At 33.2% G+C, this 26,774-nt stretch carries 20 protein-coding genes; 14 read left to right on the forward strand and 6 right to left on the reverse strand.

What is annotated here, in order from left to right; translation table 11 throughout:
* Positions 1-104 precede the first annotated feature (104 nt).
* Both V4538_11740 and V4538_11745 read left to right on the forward strand, forming a co-directional pair.
* Positions 105-1,226: an outer membrane beta-barrel protein gene (locus V4538_11740; protein MES2381707.1), complete on the forward strand. Its 1,122-nt coding sequence runs from the start codon at positions 105-107 to the stop codon at positions 1,224-1,226.
* Positions 1,227-1,306: 80 nt separating this feature from the next.
* Positions 1,307-2,488 carry a cation:proton antiporter gene (locus V4538_11745; GenBank protein ID MES2381708.1) on the forward strand — a complete coding sequence of 394 codons (1,182 nt, stop codon included), beginning with the start codon at positions 1,307-1,309 and terminating at the stop codon, positions 2,486-2,488.
* Between the two features lie 32 nt (positions 2,489-2,520).
* Here the strand turns inward: V4538_11745 and V4538_11750 are convergent, their stop codons facing one another.
* On the reverse strand, positions 2,521-3,504 hold the full coding sequence (locus V4538_11750) for a helix-turn-helix domain-containing protein (GenBank protein MES2381709.1): 984 nt from the start codon (positions 3,502-3,504) through the stop codon (positions 2,521-2,523).
* 563 nt (positions 3,505-4,067) lie between these two features.
* Between V4538_11750 and V4538_11755 the strand changes: the two genes are divergently transcribed.
* The 8 genes from V4538_11755 to V4538_11790 all read left to right on the forward strand — a co-directional run bounded on the left by V4538_11755 (position 4,068) and on the right by V4538_11790 (position 11,291).
* On the forward strand, positions 4,068-4,502 hold the full coding sequence (locus V4538_11755) for an SRPBCC family protein (GenBank protein MES2381710.1): 435 nt from the start codon (positions 4,068-4,070) through the stop codon (positions 4,500-4,502).
* 18 nt (positions 4,503-4,520) lie between these two features.
* Positions 4,521-4,934 (forward strand): VOC family protein, encoded by a 414-nt coding sequence (locus tag V4538_11760; GenBank protein ID MES2381711.1) that lies wholly within the window; start codon positions 4,521-4,523, stop codon positions 4,932-4,934.
* A 29-nt stretch (positions 4,935-4,963) separates the two neighbouring features.
* Positions 4,964-5,332: a DoxX family protein gene (locus V4538_11765; protein MES2381712.1), complete on the forward strand. Its 369-nt coding sequence runs from the start codon at positions 4,964-4,966 to the stop codon at positions 5,330-5,332.
* Positions 5,333-5,343: 11 nt separating this feature from the next.
* Complete coding sequence (locus V4538_11770; GenBank protein MES2381713.1) at positions 5,344-5,556, forward strand: hypothetical protein; 213 nt, start codon at positions 5,344-5,346, stop codon at positions 5,554-5,556.
* A 157-nt stretch (positions 5,557-5,713) separates the two neighbouring features.
* Positions 5,714-7,861, forward strand: a complete 2,148-nt coding sequence (locus V4538_11775; GenBank protein ID MES2381714.1) for a S46 family peptidase — start codon at positions 5,714-5,716, stop codon at positions 7,859-7,861.
* An 18-nt stretch (positions 7,862-7,879) separates the two neighbouring features.
* Positions 7,880-8,278, forward strand: coding sequence for a DUF4920 domain-containing protein (locus tag V4538_11780; GenBank protein MES2381715.1), 399 nt, complete (start codon positions 7,880-7,882; stop codon positions 8,276-8,278).
* 117 nt (positions 8,279-8,395) lie between these two features.
* Positions 8,396-10,060, forward strand: a complete 1,665-nt coding sequence (gene recN, locus V4538_11785) for a DNA repair protein RecN (protein MES2381716.1) — start codon at positions 8,396-8,398, stop codon at positions 10,058-10,060.
* A gap of 7 nt (positions 10,061-10,067) precedes the next feature.
* On the forward strand, positions 10,068-11,291 hold the full coding sequence (locus V4538_11790; GenBank protein ID MES2381717.1) for an O-antigen ligase family protein: 1,224 nt from the start codon (positions 10,068-10,070) through the stop codon (positions 11,289-11,291).
* Positions 11,292-11,306: 15 nt separating this feature from the next.
* Here the strand turns inward: V4538_11790 and V4538_11795 are convergent, their stop codons facing one another.
* The 4 genes from V4538_11795 to V4538_11810 are packed head-to-tail and all read right to left on the reverse strand — an operon-like array spanning position 11,307 to position 17,307.
* Positions 11,307-12,632 carry a TolC family protein gene (locus tag V4538_11795; GenBank protein MES2381718.1) on the reverse strand — a complete coding sequence of 442 codons (1,326 nt, stop codon included), beginning with the start codon at positions 12,630-12,632 and terminating at the stop codon, positions 11,307-11,309.
* Positions 12,625-15,720 carry an efflux RND transporter permease subunit gene (locus tag V4538_11800; protein MES2381719.1) on the reverse strand — a complete coding sequence of 1,032 codons (3,096 nt, stop codon included), beginning with the start codon at positions 15,718-15,720 and terminating at the stop codon, positions 12,625-12,627. The genes V4538_11795 and V4538_11800 overlap by 8 nt, the downstream gene beginning before the upstream one ends.
* Positions 15,721-15,739: 19 nt before the next feature.
* Entirely contained in the window at positions 15,740-16,804 is a 1,065-nt protein-coding gene (locus V4538_11805) for an efflux RND transporter periplasmic adaptor subunit (protein MES2381720.1), read from the reverse strand.
* Positions 16,805-16,809: 5 nt separating this feature from the next.
* A complete protein-coding gene (locus V4538_11810) occupies positions 16,810-17,307 on the reverse strand; it encodes a MarR family transcriptional regulator (protein MES2381721.1) in 498 nt (165 codons plus the stop codon).
* Between the two features lie 158 nt (positions 17,308-17,465).
* On the opposite strand from V4538_11810, the gene V4538_11815 reads away from it, so the two are divergent.
* Positions 17,466-17,831, forward strand: coding sequence for a hypothetical protein (locus V4538_11815; GenBank protein MES2381722.1), 366 nt, complete (start codon positions 17,466-17,468; stop codon positions 17,829-17,831).
* A 6-nt stretch (positions 17,832-17,837) separates the two neighbouring features.
* On the opposite strand, the gene V4538_11820 is transcribed toward V4538_11815, so the two are convergent.
* Positions 17,838-18,494 (reverse strand): START domain-containing protein, encoded by a 657-nt coding sequence (locus V4538_11820; protein ID MES2381723.1) that lies wholly within the window; start codon positions 18,492-18,494, stop codon positions 17,838-17,840.
* Between the two features lie 341 nt (positions 18,495-18,835).
* Between V4538_11820 and V4538_11825 the strand changes: the two genes are divergently transcribed.
* The 3 genes from V4538_11825 to V4538_11835 all read left to right on the forward strand — a co-directional run bounded on the left by V4538_11825 (position 18,836) and on the right by V4538_11835 (position 26,659).
* Positions 18,836-22,219, forward strand: coding sequence for a PAS domain S-box protein (locus tag V4538_11825; protein ID MES2381724.1), 3,384 nt, complete (start codon positions 18,836-18,838; stop codon positions 22,217-22,219).
* Positions 22,220-22,235: 16 nt separating this feature from the next.
* A complete protein-coding gene (locus V4538_11830) occupies positions 22,236-22,661 on the forward strand; it encodes a response regulator (GenBank protein MES2381725.1) in 426 nt (141 codons plus the stop codon).
* Between the two features lie 188 nt (positions 22,662-22,849).
* On the forward strand, positions 22,850-26,659 hold the full coding sequence (locus V4538_11835) for a PAS domain S-box protein (protein ID MES2381726.1): 3,810 nt from the start codon (positions 22,850-22,852) through the stop codon (positions 26,657-26,659).
* Positions 26,660-26,774 lie beyond the last annotated feature (115 nt).

Genomic DNA, 26,774 nt, shown 5'->3' on the forward strand with positions numbered 1-26,774 from the left:
TAGTTAACAATAGGTTTTAAAAAGTTGTGGTTTAGCAGTAAGCCACAACTTTTTTGTTTATACACTTTTGTTGCTTACCATATCCTAAACTTTATATTTACCGCATGAAACAAAAGGCTTTACTCATTATTATTAGTTGTCTGCTTTGGCTTGGTACTTGGGCACAAGTGAGCAATACGGGTATGGTAGATCAAATGGACAGTGCTGAAAATGGTAAACTAAGTATTTCTGGTTACGTTGATATTTATTATGGATTCGATTTAAATCAACCAAAAACATCTGACCGTGATTATGCTGTTTCTTCTCCCAGGCATAATGAGTTTAACATTAACCTTACCTATATTGATTTAAAATACCGTAACGATAAAGTAAGAGCCAGATTAATACCTGGTTTTGGTACCTATGTAAATAGCAACTATGCCAACGAAAAGGGCTCGTTAAAAAATATTATAGAAGCCAATGTAGGCATAAAGCTATTTAAGGCTAAAGATATTTGGGTAGATGTTGGGGTAATAGGTTCTCCTTATACCAATGAGTCTGCTGTTTCTAAAGATCATTTTATGTACACACGCTCTTTCGCACCCGAGTATGTGCCTTATTATCTATCGGGAGCAAAGCTAACCCTTCCGTTAAGTAAGAAAGTAAATGCCTATTTATATTTACTCAATGGTTGGCAACAAATTTCTGATGTAAACAATCCATTATCAATAGGTACACAAATAGAATATAGGCCAACCAATAAAATACTTTTGAATTGGGATACTTATTTAGGTGATGAAGAGTCGAAAGTAACCCCACATTTTGGGAATAGATACTTTACAGATATATATGCTATTTACAATCCTGACGGGCAATTTTCATTTACCAGTTGCGTATATATTGGTTGGCAGCAAGTAAAAGACACCGTGGCTAATAAAACAAATTTCAATCAGTGGTGGCAAGCCAATTTTATAGGAAAATATAAAATAAATAAAAACACCTTTATAGCAGGGAGAGTGGAGTATTTTGAAGATAACCATGAAGTAATGATAAAACCGGTAACAGGTATTAATGGCTTTAGTACATATAGCAGTGGTTTATGTTTAACAACTAAAGTGAGTAATAATGCTTTATTTAGAATAGAAGGCCGCAATTATTATAGCAACAAAGAAGTATATATAGATACTGACGGTAATAAAGCAAATAGTAGTAATTTATTAATTACCAATATTACAGTTTGGTTTTAAAACTTAGCCTTACATTATCAATAACATGATTTCTTCAGTAAAATGAGATAACAACAACATTTATAAACTTTCTAAACCAAATGACTATTCCAATAATTATTACTATTTGTATACTCCTTATTTTAGCTTATATCTTTGATGTTAGTTCATCAAAAACAAAAATACCATCCGTTATTTTATTGCTGCTTTTAGGCTGGGTAGTAAAACAAATTGTAGTGTTATTTCAATTATCCATTCCCGACCTTACATCCATATTACCCATTTTAGGTACTGTTGGTTTAATTTTAATTGTATTAGAAGGTTCGTTAGAGCTGGAGTTTAATAAATCAAAACTTCCTATCGTTATACAATCATCAATTATTGCATTGTTACCTATGTTATTGTTAAGCTTTGGTTTAGCCTGGGCTTTTCATTATGTTGGCCATACCGGCTTTAAAAATGGTTTAGCCAATGCTATACCTTTTGCCATAGTGAGTAGTGCCATTGCCATACCCAGCGCTAAAAACTTAATAGCCCGCAACAAAGAATTTGTGACTTACGAAAGTAGTTTGTCAGATATTTTTGGTGTTATACTTTTTAACTTTATTACTTTAAACGACAATATAGGCACCAAATCTATTGGTATATTTTTGATAGAATTACTCATTATTTTAGTCGTTACATTTATTGCTACCTTGGGCTTGGCTTATTTGTTAAGCAAAATAAAACACCATGTAAAATTTGCCCCCATCATCTTAATCATTATTTTGATTTATGCCATTTCAAAAGTGTACCATTTACCGGCTTTAATTTTTATTTTATTGTTTGGCTTATTTCTGGGTAATTTAGACGAGTTGAAACAGTTTAAGTTTATCCAAAAACTAAAACCCAATATACTCAATCAGGAAGTACATAAGTTTAAAGAGTTAACTACCGAAATAGCCTTTTTAATTCGTGCCTTATTTTTTCTGCTTTTTGGTTACCTCATAGAAACAGCCGAACTGTTAAATTCAGAAACCATTTTATGGGCATTGGGGATTACCCTTGGTATTTTTAGCATACGTTATTTGTTTTTAAAAGTATTTAAATTACCAATAAGTCCCTTGTTGTTTATTGCACCCCGAGGACTCATTACCATACTTTTATTTTTAACCATACCCATTACGCAAACAATTGACATAGCCAATAAATCATTAATTATACAAGTAATAGTTTTAACGGCCTTGGTAATGATGTATGGTTTGATAAAACATAAAAATGCAGAAACCGTAGCAGCAACTTAATGCTTCTTGAGTCTGTTTATAAATCGTGTTATTTACGATTCCTTCATAGCCATTTTATTGTATTTATTCCGGTACTCAATAGGAGTAAGCCCTGTTATCTTTTTAAATATAGTTCTAAACGATTTCGTGTCAGTATAACCTACATCAAACATCACCTCATTTATATTTTTTCGGCTGTTTTCAAAGCTACGTTTAGCCGCTTCAATTTTTATACGTTGTATGTATTCTAAAACCGAATTATTGGTAGCCAGTTTAAAACGCCTTTCAAAACTACGTCTGCCCACAGCTATAATAGTAGCCAAATCATCTACGCTTAGTTTTTCGTGAATATTGTTCTCTATATAAGTTTGTATTTTTTTGATATCATCATCTTTATGATTCTTTTGGCCCTTAAACATGGCAAAAGTGGTCTGACTATCCCTGTCAATATCAATAGCAAAATATTTAGAGGCCAGTATAGCCGTTTCCCTATCCGTATATTTCTCCACCAGGTGCAATAATAAATTCCAGTACGAGTTAGCGCCACCACTTGAGTACAAACGGTTTTCTTCCGTAATAATACTACCATCAATAACATCAACCTCAGGAAACATTTCCCTGAACTCATTTTGAAAACCCCAGTGTGTTGAACATTTTTTGCCATTTAACAAACCCGTAGAAGCCAGTAAAAAAGCACCTACACATAACGAGGCTACCTCCGCACCATTTTCATATTGTTTATTAATCCACGGTAATAAATCCTTGTTTTGGTTAATAGCTGATTGCATATCGCCAAACAGTGCAGGAATAATAACCAAATCACTTGGCGCATCATCATGTATTTGCGTATCAGTATGTATGGAGTACATGCCATTATTTATTTTTACCTCCTTGGTACCGCCCACCAATTGTACTTGGAACAAAGGGCTTTTACCCGATGCCATTAAAAACTGGTTGACAGCCGAAAACAAATATTGAGGATCGGCAACGGCTTGCATAACCGATGATTCAGGAACTAATATGCTTACATGTTTCATGTTGTTTTATTGAAGTGATTGCGAATATAATAAAATAAATTGTCGCAAAACACCCTTTTGTTGCCGTTTATACACTGCTTTTATTTTGTAGAGTTATTACATATTTGTAGTGTTCAAAATCAAATAATATTCATTTAAAAAATATAGACATGCAAAAATTAGATTTTAAAATTAACATACAGGCAAGTGCTGCAAAAGTATGGCAGGTATTATGGACCGATGCACTTTACCGTAAATGGACCAATGTTTTTCACGAAGGTTCGTATGCCGTTTCCGATTTTCAACAAGGCAGCAAAGTATTGTTTTTAGGACCCGATGGTGGTGGTATGTATAGCGAAGTAACCGTATGCAAACCCAAAGAAGAAATGTCGTTTACCCATTTGGGTATGGTAAAAGATTTTAAAGAATTACCTCTTGACGAAGAAACAAAGAAATGGAGTGGAGGAATGGAACGTTATTTTTTAACAGAAGAAAACGGAACTACCCTATTGCATATAAGCTTAGATTCAGTAGAAGAATTCAAGGATTATTTTAATGAAACATTTCCCAAAGCAATCAATACCATAAAAGAGTTAGCTGAGCAACCCATATTAATTACCATAGAAGCACAGGTAGATGCACCCGTAGAAAAAGTATGGGAGTTTTGGACTTCGCCCAAACACATTATGCAGTGGAACAATGCTTCTGATGACTGGCATACCACAAAAGCCGAAAACGATGTAAGAATAGGAGGTAGCTTTTCGTCAAGAATGGAAGCCAAAGACGGTAGCTTTGGGTTTGATTTTGGTGGCGTGTACGATGAGGTAAAACCAAATGAAGTACTGGCTTATACACTTGGCGATGGCAGGAAAGTAAAAATACTATTTAGCGAGCAAGGCAACCAAACAAAAATAACCGAAACCTTTGGTGCTGAAGAACAAAATACCATTGCATTACAGGAATTTGGCTGGCAGTCTATTTTAAACAATTTTAAAAAATACGCAGAAGCTAATAAATAGTCAAAACAGTTTAATACCATGACTACGCAAATTAATACCTACCTGACCTTTAGTGGCAATTGCCGCGAAGCAATGACCTTTTACCAAAGCTGTTTGGGAGGTGAATTGGTGTTCCAAACTATTGGAGAGTCGCCTTTGGCAGCACAAATGCCTGAGCAAATGAAAGCGTGTATTTTACATGCTACACTTACCAAAGATAGTTTGCTGTTAATGGGATCCGACATGGTAGCTTCAGCCGGGTTAATATTTGGTAATGCTGTTTCACTTTCTTTAAATTGCGCTAGCGAGGAAGAAATAAGAAACTGTTATAGCAAACTTTCGGTAGGTGGCCATGCTACCCATCCCTTAGAAAATAGTTTTTGGGGTGCTTTGTTTGGTGGCTTAACAGATAAGTATGGAAACCATTGGCTACTTAATTACAATAAAAATTAACAACACAATTAAATTAAAAATAAACTACTATGAAAAAAACAACTACCCTTTACTGGATTATTACTTCTTTGTTTAGTGCATTTATGATTTTCACTGCTGTCCCGGATATTTTAATGGTGCCGGAAGCAGTTACTTTTATGAACCATTTAGGTTATCCCAATTATTTTATTCCATTTATTGGTGTAGCTAAAATTTTAGGTGCTATAGCTATTCTTATTCCTGGTTACCCACGTATTAAAGAATGGGCTTATGCAGGGTTAGCTTACGATTTAATAGGAGCCGTTTACTCAGCTGTATCTACTGATGGTTTTGACACCGGTATGTTATTTATGGTATTGCCATTTGGCTTCTTTGTTTGGTCGTATGTGCTATACCACAAAAAAATAGCAGCTGTTTAAAGCAGACATAAATGGTTGAAGTTTTTAAAACAAATGTGCAGGGAGTGGATGAATCAAAAATGATTATTCAGCAACTCCTTGCACATTTACCCGACAGTAAAATTAACTTTGATTTAGACGATTGTGATTATATTCTGCGAGTAGAATCACTTTGCACCGCCACCGAAAGTATTATTTCTACAGTGCAATCAATGGGCTACCAGTGTGTGGAACTGGTTGATTAGTAAATACAAGTAACTGCTTTACAGTTAGGAACGGGCAGTTTTTTTGTTGGTTAAGTATTACTCCAATACCTTCAAAACCAAATCAAACCTCTTAAAAAAAATATTTATATAGCCCGTAAATAATTTTTACATTGCCCCCTCAAAATTTTATTAAAGAATGAAGAAAATAATTACAAGTGTGCTTATTTTATTGATGCTTGGTGTAAAAGTATCGAAAGCAGATGAAGGCATGTGGTTACCATTGCTATTGCAGGAAAACTATGCCGACATGAAAAAGAAAGGGTTGAAATTAACAGCCGAACAGTTGTACAGTGCCAATAACTCAAGCATGAAAGATGCGATAGTTTGGTTTGGTGGCGGTTGCACAGGCGAGGTTATTTCAAACCAAGGTTTGGTTTTAACCAATCACCATTGCGGATACGATGCCATTGCAGGTAAATCAACCCGAAAAGACAATATTTTAGATAACGGTTTTTGGGCTAAAGATAAAAGCGAAGAAAAACAGATTGAAGGTTTAACAGTAGCTTTTGTAAAAAGCATTAGTGATGTAAGCGCCAAAGTAATGGAAGAGGTAAAAGGCATGGACGAAAAAACACGTACCGCTAAACTACCTAGTATATACAAAAAAATAGTTGACGAAGCTATAAAAGGAACAGGTTACGAAGGCTTGGTACGCGAAATGTACAAAGGCAATGCTTATTACCTGTTTATATTAGAGCGTTTTACCGATATCCGTTTAGTAGGTACACCACCACAAAACATTGGTAAATTTGGTGGCGAAACTGATAACTGGATGTGGCCACGCCACACTGGCGATTTCAGTATGTTCCGTATTTACAGCAGTAAAGACGGCAAGCCGGCTAAATACAGTGAAGAAAATGTTCCTTACACACCAAAACACTCATTACCCATTAACTTAAAAGGTATAAAAAGTGGCGATTACGCTATGATTATGGGTTTTCCTGGTCGTACCAACCGTTATGAGTTTAGCAAAGGTGTGCAGATTATTACCGATAAAGTAGATCCAACCATAGTAGCTTTACGCGATATCCGTTTAAATGCATGGAACGAACAAATGAGCAAAGATGTGGATACACGTTTAAAACTATCTTCAAACAAAGCATCAATTGCCAATTACTGGAAATTTTACAGAGGTGAATATGAGCAATTAAAAAAGAACAAAGTATTTGAACAAAAACAAGCCGAAGAAAAAGCATTTGCTAAATGGGCGGCTGATAAAGACGAATACAAAAACTTATTGGCAGATGTTGACAAAACTTTTGATGCTTACAGGCCAATAAGCCAACAACGTACCTTCTTAAACGAAGCTATTTTAGCACCCACCGTTTCAGCATTGGCAAACTTAGCAAGCGCTATGGAAGATGCAGTAAGCAAAGGCGATGAAAAACAAATAACAGGTTTAAAAGAACAAGTAATGGGCGCTATGGAAGATTTACCATACGAATCGTTAGTGGTAAAAGCCGATAAACGTATTTTTGATAGTATTTTATTGTACTACTACAATAATGTACCAAAAGACCAACAAGCACCATTAATGGGTGAGATTATTGCAAAATACAATGCAGGAAATCCGGCAGCAGCTATTAAAGCTTATACTGATGATGTGTTTGCACACAGTATTTTTGCCGATAAAAAAATGGTAGAAGGCTGGGTTGTTAACCCCCGTTTAAGCATGTTACATAACGATATAGCTTACAAACACGTAAAAGCATTTAAAGACCATTATATCAATAACTATAAATCTAAAGTAGACGCTTTTAACGAAAGCAGTTTAGCCTTAGGCAGATTGTATATTAAAGGTTTAATGGAAATGAACAAAAGCCGCAAGTTCTATCCTGATGCAAATTCATCGTTGCGTTTAACTTACGGTACTGTAAAACCATATGGTAAATTTCCTTTGATTACCAATTTAGATGAAGTAATAGCTAAAAACATAAAATACGCTGATCAACCAGAACAAGAGTTTGCTATTCCTGAAAGATTAAAAGAATTACACAAAGCCAAAGATTACGGTCGTTATGCTATGAAGGATGGTAAATTACCAGTTGCTTTTTTAACCGATAACGATATTACAGGTGGAAACAGTGGTAGCCCGGTAATTGATGGCGAAGGCCAGATTATAGGTTTAGCTTTTGACGGAAACTGGGAAGCTATGAGTGGTAATATACACTTTGACCCGGCTAACAAACGTACTATCTGTGTTGATATCCGTTACGTATTGTGGTTAGTTGACAAATTTGGTCAGGCTCCACATATAGTAGCAGAAATGAACATTGTTCAATAAACAATTATTTAAACTCAAATGAAAAAAGTATTTGCTATAGCATTGTTAAGTATAAGCTTGGTGGCTTGTAATAACGACCCTCGTGCAAAATTACCTGCAACAGGTAGTTTTGGTCAACCAGTAGTGGCTGATACCGTTAAAACAGTAAGCGATGTATTGACCTTGTTACAAACGGGTAATAATATACCCGTTAAAGTAACCGGTACCATTGACAAATACTGCAAAGGCGAAGGTTGTTGGTTAACCCTTGAAAATAAAGGTAGCGAACCTTTGTTTGTAGAGGTGGAGAACAAAGCCTTTGTTTTACCTTTAAATATTGAAGGTAAAATAGCTACTGTACAAGGCAATGCTGTAAAAGAAATCAAAGATGGTAAAGAAGAAGTGAGGATTATAGCTTCAGGAGTAACCATTCAATAATTATATTTTTATTAAAAAAATGCTCTATGCTGCAACGGCATGGGGCATTTTTTATGTCTAAGGTTCGAATGTTAGTTTAAAAATCATTATTTTACTACTTTCGCCTTTCCAATAGGTATGCTACAAAAGTTAAACATTAAAAATTACGCTATTATTAAACAAGTTGATATAGAGTTTCATAAAAACTTTAATATTATAACGGGTGAAACAGGTGCCGGTAAATCAATATTGATGGGCGCTTTGGGCTTAATTTTAGGCGATAGGGCAGATGCAAAATCTATTATGACCGATGAAGATAAATGTGTAATTGAGGCACAATATTTCATCAAATCGTACAAGCTAAAGCCTTATTTTAGTGCTAATGAATTAGATTATGACGATGTATGTATAGTAAGACGCGAAATTACCAGCAACGGTAAATCAAGAGCATTTATTAATGATACACCGGTAACTTTAAATCAGTTAAAAGATTTAGGCAGTTTATTAATTGATATAGTTAGCCAGCATGAAACATTGGCTTTAAACGATAATGCATTCCAATTATCGGTAATAGATGCCATTGCCGATCATGAAGACGTTTTAAACAATTATAAAAATAACTTTCAGCAGTATAAAAAAGCAGAAAAGTATTTGGCTGAATTGATGGAGCGTGAAGCAAAATCAAAACAAGATGAAGACTATTTCCAGTTTATTCTAAACGAATTGGTGGAAGCCAATTTACAGGAAAATGAACAACAGGAATTAGAATTACAGCTAAGCATATTAAGCAATGCAGAGCAAATAAAAGAAGCTACTTATAACGCTTATGCAGGTTTAGATGTAGCAGAGCAAAATATAATAGACCAATTACGCGCTATTAAAAATACCATTACGCCCGTTGCTAAACACAATATCTTAATAGTTGATTTGGCACAAAGAGTTGAACAAAGTATAGTAGAGTTAAAAGACATAGCTGCGGAGTTAGATGGCATTTCAGAAAAAACCAATGCAGACCCCAAAGAACTAGAACGTGTAGAAGAAAGATTACAGTTGTTATTTGCTTTGCAAAAAAAACACCGTGTAGCAAACAATGCAGAATTGTTGGCATTGCAACAAAAACTGGAAAATGATTTATTGCAAATAGGTTCATTACAACACGAAATTGAAATAAAACAAACAGAATTAACGTTACTCAAAAACAGTTTAACAAATAGTGCACAAACCATTAGTAGCAAGCGAGCCAGTGTTAAAACACAAGTGGAGCAAAAAGTAAAACTATTATTGGCACAGGTGGCTATGCCCGATGCGTCATTGCAAATAAACCAAACCGTATTGGCTACCGAGCAAATGAACATAAACGGAATAGATAAAATAGAGTTTATGTTTTCGGCCAATAAAGGTTCCGCATTTCAACCCATTAGCAAAGTAGCCAGTGGGGGAGAGCTGAGCCGTTTAATGTTATGTATTAAATCGCTCATTAGCGAAAAAGTAAGTTTACCAAGTATTGTTTTCGATGAGATAGATACAGGTATTAGCGGGGAAGCGGCATTAAAAGTATCGCAGGTATTACAAAAACATGCAAGTAAGCACCAAATAATAGCCATTACCCATTTACCACAAATTGCAGCCAAAGCTGATGCGCATTTTAATGTTTACAAACAAAACATAGGCAATAAAACAGTATCAAATATTAAATTGCTGAATAAAAGTGAACAAATTAATGAGATAGCAGTGATGCTAAGTGGTAATAATCCAACCGACCAGGTAGTATTAGCAGCCAAAGAATTAATGATGAGTAACTAAAATTTGCATGAAAGTAATTTTTAATAAATATAATCAATCCATTATGCTGTTTTTTTTATGGCTTTGGACTGTTGGTTTATTTACCGTAGATAAATTCAGAGTGCTTTCCAGTATATCCATGATTGGGTTTTCAGCCATTGGTTTGTTATCAGCACCACCTAAATATTGGTTTAAAAACTATTATAACAACAAATCATTTTTTGCATTAGGCATTAGTTTTTTTATACTATTTCCATCCTATTTATACTCTACCAATACCGATTACTTGTGTAAAAAAGTATTACTACTCCTGCCTTATTTTGTATTGCCCTTTACCTATGTACAAATTAAACCATTCAATAAAGACCATATACAAATTATCATCAATACCTTTTGTATAGGTGTAATTATAACTGCCGTACAGGCATTAATTTACTACTATAACAATGCCAGCGAGGTCAATCAGGCTTATTTAGAAAGCAGGGTAATGCCAACCGCAGTAGCACATCATCCAACATTTAGTTTAATGTGTGCTTTAGCCATTTATTTTTTATACTATAATTTTAAAAATGCTGAAACACTCAAATACCAAATTATCAATGCCGTAGGAGCTGTTTTATTAGTTGTATTTATTCATATATTTTCGGTAAGAGCAGGCTTACTAGCGTTCTATCTGCTAATGCTTTTAGCTATTTACGAACAAGTAATCATATACAAAAAGATAAAATTAGTAGTGGCTATGGTAGTGGTATGCTTAACCGTGGCAGGTTTAACCTTCGCGTTTTCACCTACCATTCGCAACAAAATAGCCAATACACAAAACGACATAGACAACTACCAAAGCGGTAAAAGTGTAAACAACCAATCATTGGGAAGCAGAATTATTTCCTACAAAAATGCCATTGAAATAGCCTCCAATACCTCCGTATTATTTGGTTGTGGGTTAGGCGATATTGAAGACCTCAATAACCAATTGTTTGCCACCAAATATCCCGAAGTAAGTAAAAGAATCATACCACATAATCAGTTCCTTTTTTATTATGCAGCCATTGGTTTATTAGGCGTATTCATATTTATACTAGCCTTTTATTTTCCATTGTATAAAAATTTCAGCAACCTGTACTTAGTAGCACAATACATAGTTGTTACCGTAGCGTTTTTAATTGAAGCCTTTCTAACCACCCAATTAGGTGTATCATTTTCACTGTTATTCCTGCTGTTGTTTATCAATAATAAGCAAGCAAGCTTATAGAATAATAGCCCTGTGCTAATTGCTTCGGTTAATATAAGCCATTAAGTCGCCACTTATTCTCATCAACTCTATTTCCGCCAGTTTTGCATCGTAGGTAGCACTTAAATAGCGGTTATTACTTAATAATAAATTTTGTTGTGCATCCCTTAACTCCAGCGAAGTAATAGTTCCTACTTTGTATTGTTCATCTGTAATGCTAAAGTTTTGCGTTACAATAGATACATTTTCCTTTTCGAATTGCACCAGTTGGTTATTTAACGTATACGTATTATACGATTGCTGTAAGTTGTTTTGCAGTTTTGCTAACGAATCCTTATACACTAGCTCGCTTGATTTTAAAGTGATTTTAGCATTCTGTAAACGCTTATTTACATCAAAACCATTAAACAAATTAATATTAAGCGCAGCTCCATAATGAAAACCTAAGTTTTGCGATGACTGTAAAAAGCCGGCTTCCGAGGTTTGTTTACTATAATTATAACCACTTTTTAATTGCACCGTAGGCATACGTTCTGCATTTATTTCCTGTATAGCCAAAGCATTTACCTGCTGGGTTCTTTTAGCTGCCAATACATCGGCATTTTGAGCCATTACTTTTGTTTGCAAATCAGTTAGCTTTAGTTCTGCATTCAAGGCAATCGAATCAGGTACATCAAAATCAGTACTCACATCTCTGGCCAATAATTGGTTTAAATTGTTCTTACTGTTTTTAAATTTAATCTCTTGTTTCATCAGGTTTGATTTATCAGTATTTAAATCAACCTTAGCCTTCAATACTTCATTAAGCGAAGCCTTACCGGCATCATATTTGTCTTGTGCCAACTGAACCCTTTTTTCAGAAATAGTTAAAGCACTTTTATTTACATTGGTTTGTTGTTTAGCCAATACTACATCATAATAGGCTCTTATTACCCTGGTGAAATTTTGTTCAATTTGCGAACGCATTCTTAATTCACCTATATTTTGTAACTCGTTTAATTTGCTTTTAGTGGCAAACATTTTTAAACCATCAAAAATAGTCCAGCCCAATTCAACGTTGGCCGCTAACTGACTACTTTTTGCCCCATCCTTGTTGTTTTCAGTACCATTTAAAAACTGTTGTTGGGTATTAATTACCTGATTGTCCTGAAGGGCAGTTCCAGCTACATTGGGTAACATTCCTGCTGCCCCAATGCGGTTATTGTTCTTGCTCAGTTCAGCTTCGTTTTTAGCCAGTTGAATAGCATAGTTATTGCTTAATGCAATAGTTAAAACATCGCTTAAATTCAATACCTGTTGGGCTTTACTTATGTTAGCATTGCCAATAAAATAAATGAGAAATAATACAATATACTTATTCATGATTCGATTCTTCTTTTAATTCGTTAGCGTTACCTTTTTGCTCTTTCGACATAAAACTATAAATAGCCGGTATTACATACAGCGTTAAAAAACCACTAAACAATAATCCGCCAATAATTACTATACCCATTGAAACCCTGCTTTTAGCTCCGGCTCCTAAAGCTAAAGCAATAGGTAAAGCACCTAAAATAGTAGCCAAGCTGGTCATCATAATGGGTCTTAGCCTTGAAACAGCAGAGTCAATAGCTGAATCAAATACCTTTTTACCCAAATGTTTTTGATGGTTGGCAAACTCAACAATTAATATCCCGTTTTTAGTTACCAAACCTATTAGTACAATAATGCCTATTTGCCCGAAAATGTTAAAGGTTTGGTTAAAATACCAAAGCGAGAGTAGGGCTCCTGCCAAAGCCATTGGAACAGTAAGCATAATAATTAAAGGGTCAACAAAACTTTCAAACTGAGCTGCCAAAACCAGATAAACCAATACCAGTGCCAGCACCAATGCAAAAGTGGTATTTGATGAGCTTTCGGAAAAATCGCGCGAAGGTCCGGTTAATGCAGTAGTAAATGATTCATCCAAAACTTTTTTGGCTATTTTATCCATTTCCTTAATACCATCGCCAATTGTTTTACCCGGTGCTAAACCCGCCTGTACAGTAGCTGCCTTATAACGGTTATAATGGTATAGTTGAGGTGGACTACTGCGTTCTTCTACTTTCAATAAGTTATCCAGTTGCACTATCTGTCCTTTGTCGTTTCTTACAAATAACGATTTTAAATCAAGTGGTTCATCACGATTGCCCCTGTCTACTTGTCCTACCACCTGGTATTGTTTTCCATTCATGGTAAAATAACCGTAACGTAAACCACTGTATGACAGTTGTAAGGTTTGTGCTACACTTTGAATGCTCACGCCTAAACTTTTGGCTTTATCCCTGTCAATAGTTACCACCAGTTCAGGCTTATTAAACTTTAAGTTTACATCAATACCCTGAAAGGTTTTGTTGTTATTTACCTCTTCCATAAACTTTGGTAAAAAGGTTTGTATTTTTTCAAAGCTTTGGTTTTGCAATATGTATTGCACAGGAAGCCCGGCTCTTGAGCCTCCTGAACCATTAATGGTTTGATCCTGTATTACAAATGTTCTAGCATCAGGATAAGCTTTTAAGTTTTGAGTAATATAATCAGCTATTTCCTGTTGCGTTCTTTGTCTGCTATCCGGAGGACCTAATAAAATACGTGTGAAACCCGTATTTACGGCACCACTCCCAATAAATCCTGGAGCCGTAACTGATAACATAACCCTTTTTTCATCCACAGAGTCCATAACCATTTGACCTATTTTATCCTGAAAATCTTCCATGAACTCATACGAAGCACCTTCAGGAGCAGTACTGCTGATACGCATTACACTTCTGTCGTCTAATGGTGATAACTCAGATGGTATATTAATCCAAATCAAAACAATCAAAACAAACGAAGCCAATACAATAACCCAGGCCAACCATCTTTTATGCATAAAACTAGTTAATGATTTTCTATAAGCCTCGTTTAACCATTCAAAAAATGGCTCGGTAGCATGGTAAAATTTGCTTCTCTTTTTTGCATCTTTTCTGGTCAGAACCACGTTTAACATAGGTGTTAGCGTTAACGATACAAAAGCTGAAATCAATACCGCACCCGCTACCACCACACCAAATTCCCTGAATAAACGGCCAACAAATCCTTGCATGAAAATAACAGGTAAGAATACAACAGCAAGTGTAATAGAGGTAGAAACAACGGCAAAGAAAATTTCATTAGAACCTTTAATGGCTGCTTCGCGAGGTGATAAACCTTCTTCTATTTTTTTGAAAATATTTTCAGTTACCACAATTCCGTCATCAACCACCAAGCCCGTTGCCAGCACTATAGCTAATAAGGTTAATATATTAATAGAAAAACCCGCCAGATACATAATAAAGAAAGCCCCTATTAACGATACAGGTATGTCAATTAAAGGCCTGAAAGCAATCAACCAATCCCTAAAAAACAGGAAAATAATAAACACTACCAATATAAAAGCTATCAATAAAGTTTCTTTTACTTCCGTAATCGAAGTTTTTATAAAACCAGTATTGTCAATAGCTATATCCAGTTTAAAGTCTTTTGGAACTTCTTTTTTTATTTGCTCATAACGTTTGTAAAACTCATCCGCTATTTCAATATAATTAGCTCCCGGTTGAGGTACAATGCCAAGCCCTATCATAGGTACACCCGATTCCTTTAAAATAGTTTCTTCATTTTCAGCTCCAATAATAGCATTACCAATATCCTTTAGTTTAATGGTTTGGTTATTATCCGACTTAATAATAAGGTTGTTAAACTCATCTTCAGTTGCAAATCTACCTACTGTTTTTACTGTTAATTCCGTATTGTTTCCTTCAATTTTTCCGCCCGGTAATTCAACATTTTCTTTATCCAAAGCATTTTTTATATCCAAAGGAGTTAATCCGAATGAGGCCATTTTAATAGGATCTAACCAAAGACGCATAGCATATTTCTTTTGCCCCCAAATTTGAATAGTACTAACACCCGGAATAGTTTGTAACTTCTCCAATAATACATTCTCAGCATAGTCACTTACCATTAATTGGTTTTTAGTATCACTCTGAACAGTTAATGAAATTATAGCATCAGAGTTAGCATCAGCTTTACTCACTACGGGCGGAGCATCAATATCTTGCGGTAATTGACGTACTGCCTGAGAAACTTTATCGCGTACATCATTGGTAGCACTTTCTAAATCTGCATCCAAATTAAACTCAACAGTAATACTGCTTGTTCCTAAATTACTAGCTGATGAAATAGAACGAATACCTGCAATACCATTAATAGCTTTTTCTAAAGGTTCCGTTATTTGCGACTCTATAATATCAGCATTAGCCCCCGTATAACTTGTTCTAACGGTTATAACTGGTGGGTCTATGGATGGGTATTCTCTTATACCTAAAAAGGTGTAACCAATAATGCCAAATAAAACAATAATGATTGACATTACTGTGGCTAATACCGGTCTGTTTATACTTATTGAACTTAAACTCATTTTTTATTTGGTGTAAATTTTATGGTTTGGTAACTTTTACTTTGGCGCCTTTTTTCATTTGTATTACGCCTTGCACTATTACACTATCATTTTCATTTAATCCGTCAATTACCTCAACAGTTAAATCATTTCTGTTTCCAATGGTTACCTGTTTCTCAATAGCAGAGTCACCTTGTATTAAAAATACTTTCTGTCCTTTTAAAATTGGAACAATAGCTTGAGTTGGGATTAATAAGGCATCAGGGTTACTATCCAACGTAATGTTTACTTTGGCAAAAGCACCCGGCAGTAACTTTTTATTAGTGTTATTACAGATAGCTCTGGCAATTACATTTCTGTTAACGGGGTCTATTTTTGGGTCAATGGCATATATTTTTGCAGTAAAGGTTTCTTTTTGTCCTTCTACAGTAAAGTTAATAAGCATACCGTTTCTTATTTTAGAAGTGTACTTTTCAGGAATGGCAAACTCAATTTTAACCTGATCGATATTTTGTAAATGACTAATAGTAATTGTATTGTTAATAAAGCTTCCTTCACTAATATTTCTCAACCCTATCAATCCATTGAAGGGAGCTATAATTTCGGTGCGTCTGATTTGTTCTTTCAATAAATCAATATCAGCATTAATACTGTTTAAGTCAGTTAACGATAAGTCGTAGGCTTCAGTGCTGATAGCTCCTTTGGCTAAAAGTTGTTTGTTCCTTTTTTCAGTTTCATCCTTTAGCTTTTTAGTTGATAAAGCCTTTTTCAATTGTGCCTGCAAGTCAGCATCGTTAATTTTTACTAACCATTGTCCTTTGTGTACTTGTTGCCCTTCGTTAAAGTTTATTTTTACAACCTTACCCTGTGTTTCACTTTTTAAATCAACCTCTTCATTGGCTAAAATATTTCCAACGGTTTGAATGCTATTATTTAAAACACTTTTCTTCACTACATAAATACCAACACTTACCGGAGCAGCAGGTCCTTTCTTTTTGCCGTTATTAGCTGTCTGTGCTGATTTGCTTGATGATATTTTAAATAGGGTCAATAATGCAATGATTGCAATAATGACTATCGTCCAGATTATTTGTCTTTTATTCATGTCTTTTATTTTCTTTTTTCAATCTTTAATTCGTATTTGTTAGCAGGTAGTTTACCAAGGTTATCTAACATTCTATTGGTAAGGTCATAAAATGTGGTTTTTTCCTTTTCTGTAAAGCCATCGAATGCCGCTTTATTGATATCTATAAATACTTGGCTAATTTTTGGAGCAAATTTTAAAGTTTTTTTAGTGGCTACAATTCTGTGTTCACGCCTGTCTTTTGGGTTTATTTCTCTTTTAACCAAGCCTTTTTCCGAGAGGTAATCAATAACACGTACTATCATTGCTTTGTCAATACCAAAGTATTTTGCCAAACATTGTTGGGTCATGTTTTCATTTTTACTAACCAGACTTAGTAAAAGAAAATACTTGTCCAGGTTAATATCTTCAAACTGTTTTGAGGCTACTCCATAATACGTTTTAGCTAATGTTTTAAACCCAAAGTAAAGAGGAGTTTCTTCATCGGCAAAAGGAGCCAGCGGTAATTCTCGTGTAGTTTTCATAATTGAAGGGCACAAATATAGTTGTTTCTGTCAATAGTTGATTTAATCAACTAATTTTTACAAAACGATGAATATTTAAATTATTTTAACAATTATCTTTTATTCAAATAATTTATGTATAAGTTTGCACTTACCAAAAAATCGGATATATTTTCATTATGAGAGATGCAGGCGTTTATACACAGCTTTGGAAGAAATACCTTCCTATAATCAGAATTTTACTAAAAAAAACTGAGGATAGTGATCAAAAATTACAAATTTACAAACATGAATTTGTTTCTACCGGAGCTAAAAATAAATTAGGCTATATCTTTAACTTAGAGCTTGTAAACGGTAAAGCAATCAATAAATCAAATTCAACAGCTCCTGCCTTTGATTTATTAAACTTAATGAACGATAATGAACTTATTGCTCAATGGTTAAAAGAAAAAAGTGTTAAAATTAGTGTAAATAAAGCCTGTGAGTTAAACTTACAGCTTATTCAAAAAGCAGAAGTGCCAGAAGTAGTTGAAGCTGCTATGTAAACTTATTTAGTCTTTAATATAAGAACTTTTAGCTCCCTGGTATTTACCTTGGGCTAAAAGTTTTTTCATTTTTAGGAGGGTGTTATACGGGCCATCAACCAAAAATAAATTAATCAGCCAAACAGGAATATTACCTCCCGGATTTACATACAAATAATATTCACCTTCCACTATTCCGTTTGCTTTTGGTGTAAATGTCCAGCTTGCTTTTAAGGCAGGTACTTCTACCATGTCAGCTTTTGGAGGTAATAAGCCAAGTATATTACTTGATTGTATAACCACTGTTTTATTTGAGGCCTGCCTTATTTTGTAGTAAATAACCACATATCTATTAGCCACTGGCCAGGGTGCTTCCGTTTCCTGATAATAATACAATTCAGAATCATTCACATTTCTGATGATATAAGCACTTTTGCATCTTTCAATGTATTGTTCATGTATAGCAATGTCTTTTACAAAAGCTACTAAACCGTTTAAATTGGAATTAAAATTAGTCACTGCTTTTATTTCATTAATGGCGTAGTTGTTATTCTTTTTTACATAAATCTTTATATTATTCTGGTCTTTTTTCAACTCCCAACGGTCATTATTATCACGTACATTTTGCGAAGTAAAACCAAAGCAACATACTAGGATGACAGGTACTAAAATCTTATGGTACAATTTTTTAAATTAATTAAGTGTATACAATTTAGTTATTGATTCTATTAAGTAGCTAATTTATTTTAGCTAAATAAGCCTTATTTTGTTGTATTTTATCCAAAATCCCTTTAATTGCAACTGCTAGTTTGAGTAATTAGCTGTTTTAGTGGTTGTTTTTTTAGTTTCAATGATTTTATTTTTTTAATCAGTTTAGACAAGAACTTGAGTAGAATATTTAAAAGACATCATGGGGCAATTAACACGATATCTTCTGAAACAGTATTTATAATTTATATTGACCAATACTTTAAATGAGAATAGAATAATTCTATTAATAAACGAATATTAGCAATAAACAATTAATGACAAATATTAATACTGAATTATCCCTATTTGATAAGGCCTTAAAGGAGACATTATTTAGTAGTTTTGAACATCCATTTGTAATCATTAATGAATATTACGAAATACAGAGTATACACGGAAATATAGAGTTGTTTTTACCCCCTACCTATTACAACAATAATTTATTAGAAATAGTTAATAGTAGTTTACAAACAGAAGTAAGCTCCATTACTTCACGCGCTATCAAAGAGCAAAAAGATACTAAAAGCGCTATTAAAAAAATAAACATAACAGGTAGTACTTATTATATACAATTATCAGTTAAAGTTTTATTGTTAAATGGCGTCAAGACAAAATTATTTATGGTAATTTTTGAAGAGGTTTTTTTTGATGATTTAGAACTTGACACCGTTAAGAACTCATTAGATTTAATCGTTAATCCACATTCAGTAGCCGAAAGACATATTACCGAAGAAAAATACAAAGCGTTTATTGAAAACTCAATGAGTGCCTTTTTATTGACCAAACCTGATGGAACAATTTTAGAAGTAAATAATGCGGCTATTGAAATATTTGGCTATTCAGAAGAAGAGCTTAAACAAAATGCCTGTCAAAATATAATTGACCATGACGACCCACAGTTTTCAAAATTACTGGAAGCCCAATTTAAAAAAGGAAGAATAAAAGGAGAAGCCATTGGCATTAGAAAAAACGGAGAATATTTTCCTGTGGAGTTTTCTTCAGTTGTATTCAAAGATTTTGTTACAGGTGAAGATAGAATTAGTAAAGTAATAACAGATATTTCTGAAATTAGAAAAACAGAAAGAATGTTGGAAGAAAGTAGTAAAGTGGGGAGGATAGGGGGATGGGAATTGGATTTGTTCCACAATACACTTTATTGGAGTGAGGTAACAAAAGAAATTCATGAAGTACCTAGTGATTTTGTTCCCAATTTAGAAACAGCAGTCAATTTTTATAAAGAAGGATATAATAGAAAAACGATTAATAGGTTATTGAAAGAGGCCGTAGACAAAGGCTCTTCTTTTGATATTGAATTGAAAATTGTTACCATTAAGCAAAGAGAATGTTGGATTAGGGTAAAAGGAGAAGCGGAATTTAGAAATGGAAAGTGTTCCCGTTTATTTGGAATTTTTCAGGATATAGATAAACAAAAAATAATACAAGAGAAATTAGAAATTAGCCAGCAAGAATACAAATCACTATACGAACAGAATCCGGCAGCCGTTTTTTCCGTTAATTTAGAGGGTGAGTTTATTAGCGCTAATGATGTTTTTGCACAAAAAGCAGATTGTACCAAAGAAGAAATTTTAAATAGTAATTTCAATAAATTTATCCATCAGGATGATTTAGCCCGTGTAAGTACCTATTTTGATGATGCTAAAAAGGGCGCGGTTAGCGAAGCTGAAATAAGGATAATCAATGCGAAGCAAAAAGAAATACTCATAGCCTTAATAGTTTTACCTATTATAGTTAACAATAAAATTACGGGAGTATATGGAATTGCTAACGATATAACGGCTGATAAATTAATTCGTCAATCTATTGAAAAAGCTAAAAACGATTTAACTAAAATTATGTCCGCTTCTCAGGATATTATTTGCACCATTGATAGAGAAGGGAAATTTGTTTTATTAAATAAAGCGGCAGAACATATACTTGGTTTTCCAATTGATTATTTAAAAGGAAAATCATACAACGAGTTTGTTTATGAGGCTGATATAGCAGACACTGAAAAATCAATGTTTTTGATTATGAATGGTCAGTTGGCTTCTAATTTCGAAAACAGGTATATCAGGATAGACGGAACAATGGTTCCATTATCGTGGTCAGCCAGATGGGACTCAACTGACCAGTTAATGTATTGTGTTGCACGTGATGTAACCCAAAAGAAAAAGGCCGAGGAGGAAATAATAAAAAGCAACGAGCGCTTTGAATATGTTACACAAGCTACGTTTGATGCCATTTGGGATTGGGACATAGTGAATGATTTAATATATTGGGGAAGTGGTTTTAAAACATTATTCGGTTATTCCAATATCAATGAATTTGTAAAAGGAAATGAGTGGAAGAACAGAATTTACAAAGACGATATAAAAAATGTAATACAATCATTAGATACTTTTTTACAAGGAAGAGAGTTAAACTGGACCTATGAATATAAGTATTTAAAAGCCGATGGAACTTATGCTTACGTATTAGATAAAGCCATTGCAGTGAGAGATGCAGCAGGTAATGCCATTCGTATGATTGGTGCTATGCAGGATTTAACCAAACAAAAACAAGAAGAGCATAGGCTTAAATTATTAGAATCAGTAATTATTAATGCCAAAGACGGTGTAATAATACTAGAGGACGAATTCAGTGCAAATGCAAGTAAAAAAATTATATATGTAAATGATGCACTTTGTAAAATAACTGGCTATTCAAAAGAAGAACTGATAGGATGTAGTCCCAACATATTTCAGGGTTTTAATACCGATAAAAAAGAAATAGAGCGTGTAAAAAAAGCAATGAATGATTGGCAACCAGTAGAAGCCGAAGTAATTAATTATAGAAAAAATGGTGAAGAGTTCTGGATGAATTTCTCCATTGTACCTATAGCAAATGAAACAGGTAAATATACACATTGGATTGCAATAGAAAGAGATGTAACAGCAAGGAAAACATCAGAGGAAGAGAAAGAACATTTACTAAAAGAGTTAACCCAAAATAACAAAGAACTTAAACAGTTTTCTTATATTACTTCCCATAACATGAGGGCTCCATTAACCAATTTATTGGCTATTTTCGATATTTTAGATTTATCTAAAATTACAGATATGGAGACAAAAGTTTTATTAGATGCTATGAAAACATCAACGTATCACTTAAATGAAACTTTAAATGATTTGATAAAAATCCTCATTATAAAAGAAAATACAAACCAGGATGTAGAGGAAATATATTTTAGTGATTCAGTACGGGCAGTAACCAAATCAATAGATTCACTATTGAAAAATGCCAAAGCAAGTATAAAAAGTAACTTTAGTAAAGCAGAAAAAGTAAACTTTAACAAGAGTTATTTAGAAAGTATATTTTTAAATTTAATTACCAATTCAATTAAATATGCTCACCCGGATAGAAGGACCCAAATGAGCATTACTACCACTACTATCAATAATACCATAGAACTTGTTTTTACAGACAACGGATTAGGCTTTGATAATGAAAAAGTGAAGGGTAAAATTTTTGGATTGTATCAAAAATTCCATAGCCATCCCGACAGTAAAGGGATTGGTTTATATTTGGTATATTCGCAGGTGACTTCTTTGGGCGGGAATATTAAAGTAAGCAGTAAAGAAAATGAAGGCACCACTTTTACAATAACATTTTTAAATTAACAACAAATAGACCAATATGATTCCTTTAGTACTTTGCGTTGATGATGATAAAGTTGCTTTAATGATAAGCAAGTTAAACTTTAAAAAGGCAAGTTTTTGTTCAGAGGTGGTAACTGCTGAAAACGGTAGAGAAGCACTTAATTATTTTGAACAACAAGATGAATTGGCCGAAAACGGCAGGAAAATACCCAATTTGATTTTCCTTGACTTAAACATGCCGCTTATGGATGGATGGGAGTTTTTAGATTTGTTTGCTAAAAAGTACGGAAGTATTTATCCCAATATAAAAATAGCGTTATTGTCTTCCAGTGTTAATCCGGAAGATAAAATAAAAGCAGATCAAAATCCAATGATTTTCTGTTTTATAGACAAAGCATTAGGAATAGATAATTTAAAGGAATTAAGACAAAATAAAGAAGTGAAGCATTATTTTGCAGAATAATAATTTTATAAGTGAGCTATGTATTTGTCGCGTTAATGTTAGCAAGTAACTATAAAACTCTATAAAATGATACAGCAAAATAGTTCTAAGTGAATTATTTTTGATTCGTACCATTTGAGATAAATTTTATATTAAAGGTCTATCAAAAATGTGTAAAGGATTTCAGTAAAATATAATTGATAATAAAATTGAATAGCTCAATTAACTATAATACTTTAAAAACTATATTAGATAATGCAAATCAGGCATTATTTGTAACCAATGCAAAAGGTAATATTTGTAATGCCAATAATACAGCCGGCAAAATATTCGGATATAGTAATGAAGAGTTACTGAATTATTCATTCAATGATTTAGTTAAAAGTACTGCTGGAAGCCTTGATTTTACTAGCTTTATTAAACAACAAATAAGCCCCTTAACAAAATTTATTGGTATTCATAAAGAAGGGTTTAGCTTCCCTGTGTTTGTTGCTAATACTTCCTTCACAGATGAACAAAATGGCGAGCAGTATTATTACATCACATTCAATAACGGTAATCAAACACAAGCAATAAACTCAGCAGATACATTAGAAAAAAACGAAGCCAAATTAAAGGCCATACTTGAAAATTTAGCAGATGTAATAACGGTTGTAAATAGTGATTTAGAAGTTGTGTTTCAAAGTTCCATCAAAAACATATTAGGCTATGAGGAAAGTGAATTAATTGGACAAAATATTTTAAATTATATTCATAAAGACGACTTAGCGCTTATAAAACAAGAATTTGAAAAAGGTATTGAAAAGGGAGGAATAAGCAATTTAATTGAATTTAAGTTTTTAAGTAAAAGTGGCAATTATATATATTTTGAGGCCAGTGGAAATAACCAATTGAATAATCCCGCTGTAAATGGTATTATAATTAATTCAAGGGATATAACCACAAGGAAACAGATTGAAAAAGAAGTAGTATTATCAAGATTTACTTTAAATAATATAGAAAGTTCCATATTATGGAATATGCCTGATGGTACTTTTTTAGACTATAATGACTATGCTTATAAAATGCTAGGTTATACTAAAGAAGAGTTTAAAAACATATCAGTTGCTAATATTGACTCCACTTACACACCAGAAGCTTGGGCAGAGCATTGGGAACATTTAAGAAAAGAAAAACACCTAAGTTTTGAAAGCAAACATATTCGTAAAGACGGTACTTTAATTGATGTTGAAATTAATGCCAATTATATTCAATACGGAGACTTTGAATTAAATTGTGCTTTGGTTAACGATATAACCAACCGTAAAAAAGTAGAAGATGCACTTCAGGCATCAGAAAGCCAGATTCGCTCTGTTTTTGATAATACAGAAATAGGTTTTATTTTATTTTCAGCCGATTTAAGAATAGTTTCATTTAACGCTACTGCTGAAAAATATACCATTGAAGAGCACGAAAAACAGTTAGTTAATGATGCGTATTATTTAGATTATTTTCCTTTAGATTCAAGAGCGAATATTTTAAAGCATGCTCAAAATGTGCTGGCAGGTAATAAAATGGATTTTGATTTACTTGGAAAAAAAAATAAAGCCAATCAGGAGAATTGGTTTAATGTTAAGTTTTCGCCAGTTACAAATAAAAACAATGAGGTTGTTGGTTTATTAATGGCAATGGAAAATATTAGTGAACGTAAAAAAATTGAAAAAGATTTAAAAATCAGCAACGAACGATTTGAATATGTTACGCAAGCTACATTTGATGCTATTTGGGATTGGGATTTACTAACCAACCATTTGTTTTGGGGTAAAGGTTACCATACTTTGTTTGGTTATAATGTAGTTGAAAGTAATAATTACATTAATGAATCAAACTATTTTATTCATGAAGAAGATAGAGAACGCATATTTGATAGCTTGCAACAAGCAATAGATAAAGGTGAAAATAACTGGAATGCTCAATATCGATACTTAAAATCAAATGGCGAATATGCCTTTGTTGAAGATAAAGGTGTAATAGTGAGGAATGAAAATGGCAAAGCCATTAGAATGATAGGAGCTATGCAGGATATAAGCTCGCAGAAACAAAAAGAACAACAGTTGAAATTGTATGAATCCGTTATTACAAACTCAACAGATAGTGTTTTAATAACAGGAGCCAATGCAACAGAAGAAGGTTATGAAATAGTTTTTGTAAACGAAGCTTTTACCAAAATGACAGGTTATACCAAAAAAGAAGTAATTGGTAAAACACCCAAATTATTACAAGGACCTAAAACAAATAAAAAATCATTAGACCGCTTAGACAGAGCTTTAAAAAACTTTAAACCTTGCGAAATTGAAGTAATCAATTACAAAAAAAACGGGGAAGAGTTTTGGGTTAATTTAGCTATTGTTCCCATTGGCGATATGAATGGTTCATATACCAACTGGGTTTCTATTCAACGCGATACAACAGAGCGCAATAAAAATATAATTGAAAAAGAAGCCATATTTGAAATAGTTAAGTCAATTAATGGCAGTAATAATCTAGAAAACTCTTTAGGAGAAGTAATAGAAAAAGTTTGCAGATATTTAGATTTTCAATATGGTGAAGTTTGGTCGCTGAATATTGATGAAAATAAAATGGTTTTTAGGGCAGATTGGAGTGCCAATAAAAAAATATTTTTAAAGCGGAGCGATGCTAGCATAAGTACCATAGAAAAAGGAGAAGGTTTACCCGGTACAGCCTGGTTAAACAAAGAAAGAATATACATAAAGGATTTACAGAACTCTATTTTTGTAAGAAAAGAAAGTGCTAAAAAGGCAGGTTTAGTAAGTGGAATGGCCTTGCCGATTTATTTCAATAATGAGGTAGTAGCCGTGTTTAATTTATTTTCAAACAAGCCATTTACCAAAGACCAGCTATATGCAGATTTACTTAATAAACTAACAAGCCAAATAGGAGCTGATATTCAAAAAAACAGGAAAGAATTAGAACTGAACCAGTTTTTTACTTTATCACCCGATTTGCTTTCCATATCAGGTATGGATGGCTATTTAAAAAAAATAAATCCGGCTTTTACCAACATTTTAGGTTATACAGAGCAGGAGTTATTGGCTGTACCACTCATAGAATTTGTCCATGCAGATGATAAGCATAAAACACTATTTACGGCTGAAAACTTTTTGGATAATAATTCAAACATTTATATTGAAAACAGATTTATAGCTAAAAATGGTGAAATAAAATGGCTGGCTTGGACATGTACTCCACTGGTTAAAGAAGGGCTGATTTTTTCAGCTACCAAAGATATAACAGAAAAGAAAAAAATGGATGATGAGCGTAAAAAGCTTATCAATGAATTAACGAGCAATAACAAGGAGTTAAAACAGTTTTCATATATTACCTCACATAACATGAGAGCGCCATTAACTAATTTATTGGCTATTTTTCAAATGTTAGATACTTCAAAAATTGTTGATGAAGAAACATTGACTTTAATAGAAGCAATGAGGCAGTCAACCCATAATTTAAATGAGACACTTAATGATTTAATTAAAATTTTAATTATAAAAGAAAATACCAACCAAAAAGTATTTGACCTTGAATTTAAAGTAGTGCTTGATTATGTACGTGAAAGTATCAGTTCTATTATTAATAATTCAAATGCAGTTATTAATGTTAATTTTTCTAAAGCCCCAATAGTTAGGTTTAATAAAGGTTATTTGGAAAGTATATTTTTAAATTTAATAACCAATTCAATTAAATACGCTCACACAACACGAAAACCTACTATACACATTGAAACCAGAGTAGGCAATGAGTTTATTGAATTGATTTTTAAAGATAATGGGCTTGGTTTTAATGAAGAAAAAGTAAAAGGTAAAATATTTGGGTTGTACCAAAAATTCCATAATCATCCGGATAGTAAAGGGATAGGTCTGTATTTGGTTTACTCTCAGGTAACAGCATTAGGTGGCGAAATATCAGTTAATAGTATAGAGGGCGAGGGTACTACGTTCGTAATAAAGTTTAAAAAATAAAAAGCTTACCAATAAAAAGCAGGTGAAATTACTTTTATGATTTAAATATCCATACCATACTAAAATGTAATCAGTATGATTGTAGTGTTATAATAACATTGTTTAAATGGCGAGT

Source organism: Bacteroidota bacterium, assembly GCA_040388375.1.
GTDB lineage: Bacteria > Bacteroidota > Bacteroidia > UKL13-3 > UKL13-3 > JAAFJM01.

Bases quoted from the DNA above. Each gene is read 5' to 3' on its own strand.
- V4538_11740 (MES2381707.1), top strand. From the start codon at position 105: ATGAAACAAAAGGCTTTACTCATTATTATTAGTTGTCTGCTTTGGCTT.
- V4538_11745 (MES2381708.1), top strand. From the start codon at position 1,307: ATGACTATTCCAATAATTATTACTATTTGTATACTCCTTATTTTAGCT.
- V4538_11750 (MES2381709.1), bottom strand. From the start codon at position 3,504: ATGAAACATGTAAGCATATTAGTTCCTGAATCATCGGTTATGCAAGCC.
- V4538_11760 (MES2381711.1), top strand. From the start codon at position 4,521: ATGACTACGCAAATTAATACCTACCTGACCTTTAGTGGCAATTGCCGC.
- V4538_11765 (MES2381712.1), top strand. From the start codon at position 4,964: ATGAAAAAAACAACTACCCTTTACTGGATTATTACTTCTTTGTTTAGT.
- V4538_11770 (MES2381713.1), top strand. From the start codon at position 5,344: ATGGTTGAAGTTTTTAAAACAAATGTGCAGGGAGTGGATGAATCAAAA.
- V4538_11775 (MES2381714.1), top strand. From the start codon at position 5,714: ATGAAGAAAATAATTACAAGTGTGCTTATTTTATTGATGCTTGGTGTA.
- V4538_11780 (MES2381715.1), top strand. From the start codon at position 7,880: ATGAAAAAAGTATTTGCTATAGCATTGTTAAGTATAAGCTTGGTGGCT.
- recN (MES2381716.1), top strand. From the start codon at position 8,396: ATGCTACAAAAGTTAAACATTAAAAATTACGCTATTATTAAACAAGTT.
- V4538_11790 (MES2381717.1), top strand. From the start codon at position 10,068: ATGAAAGTAATTTTTAATAAATATAATCAATCCATTATGCTGTTTTTT.
- V4538_11795 (MES2381718.1), bottom strand. From the start codon at position 12,632: ATGAATAAGTATATTGTATTATTTCTCATTTATTTTATTGGCAATGCT.
- V4538_11800 (MES2381719.1), bottom strand. From the start codon at position 15,720: ATGAGTTTAAGTTCAATAAGTATAAACAGACCGGTATTAGCCACAGTA.
- V4538_11805 (MES2381720.1), bottom strand. From the start codon at position 16,804: ATGAATAAAAGACAAATAATCTGGACGATAGTCATTATTGCAATCATT.
- V4538_11810 (MES2381721.1), bottom strand. From the start codon at position 17,307: ATGAAAACTACACGAGAATTACCGCTGGCTCCTTTTGCCGATGAAGAA.
- V4538_11815 (MES2381722.1), top strand. From the start codon at position 17,466: ATGAGAGATGCAGGCGTTTATACACAGCTTTGGAAGAAATACCTTCCT.
- V4538_11825 (MES2381724.1), top strand. From the start codon at position 18,836: ATGACAAATATTAATACTGAATTATCCCTATTTGATAAGGCCTTAAAG.
- V4538_11830 (MES2381725.1), top strand. From the start codon at position 22,236: ATGATTCCTTTAGTACTTTGCGTTGATGATGATAAAGTTGCTTTAATG.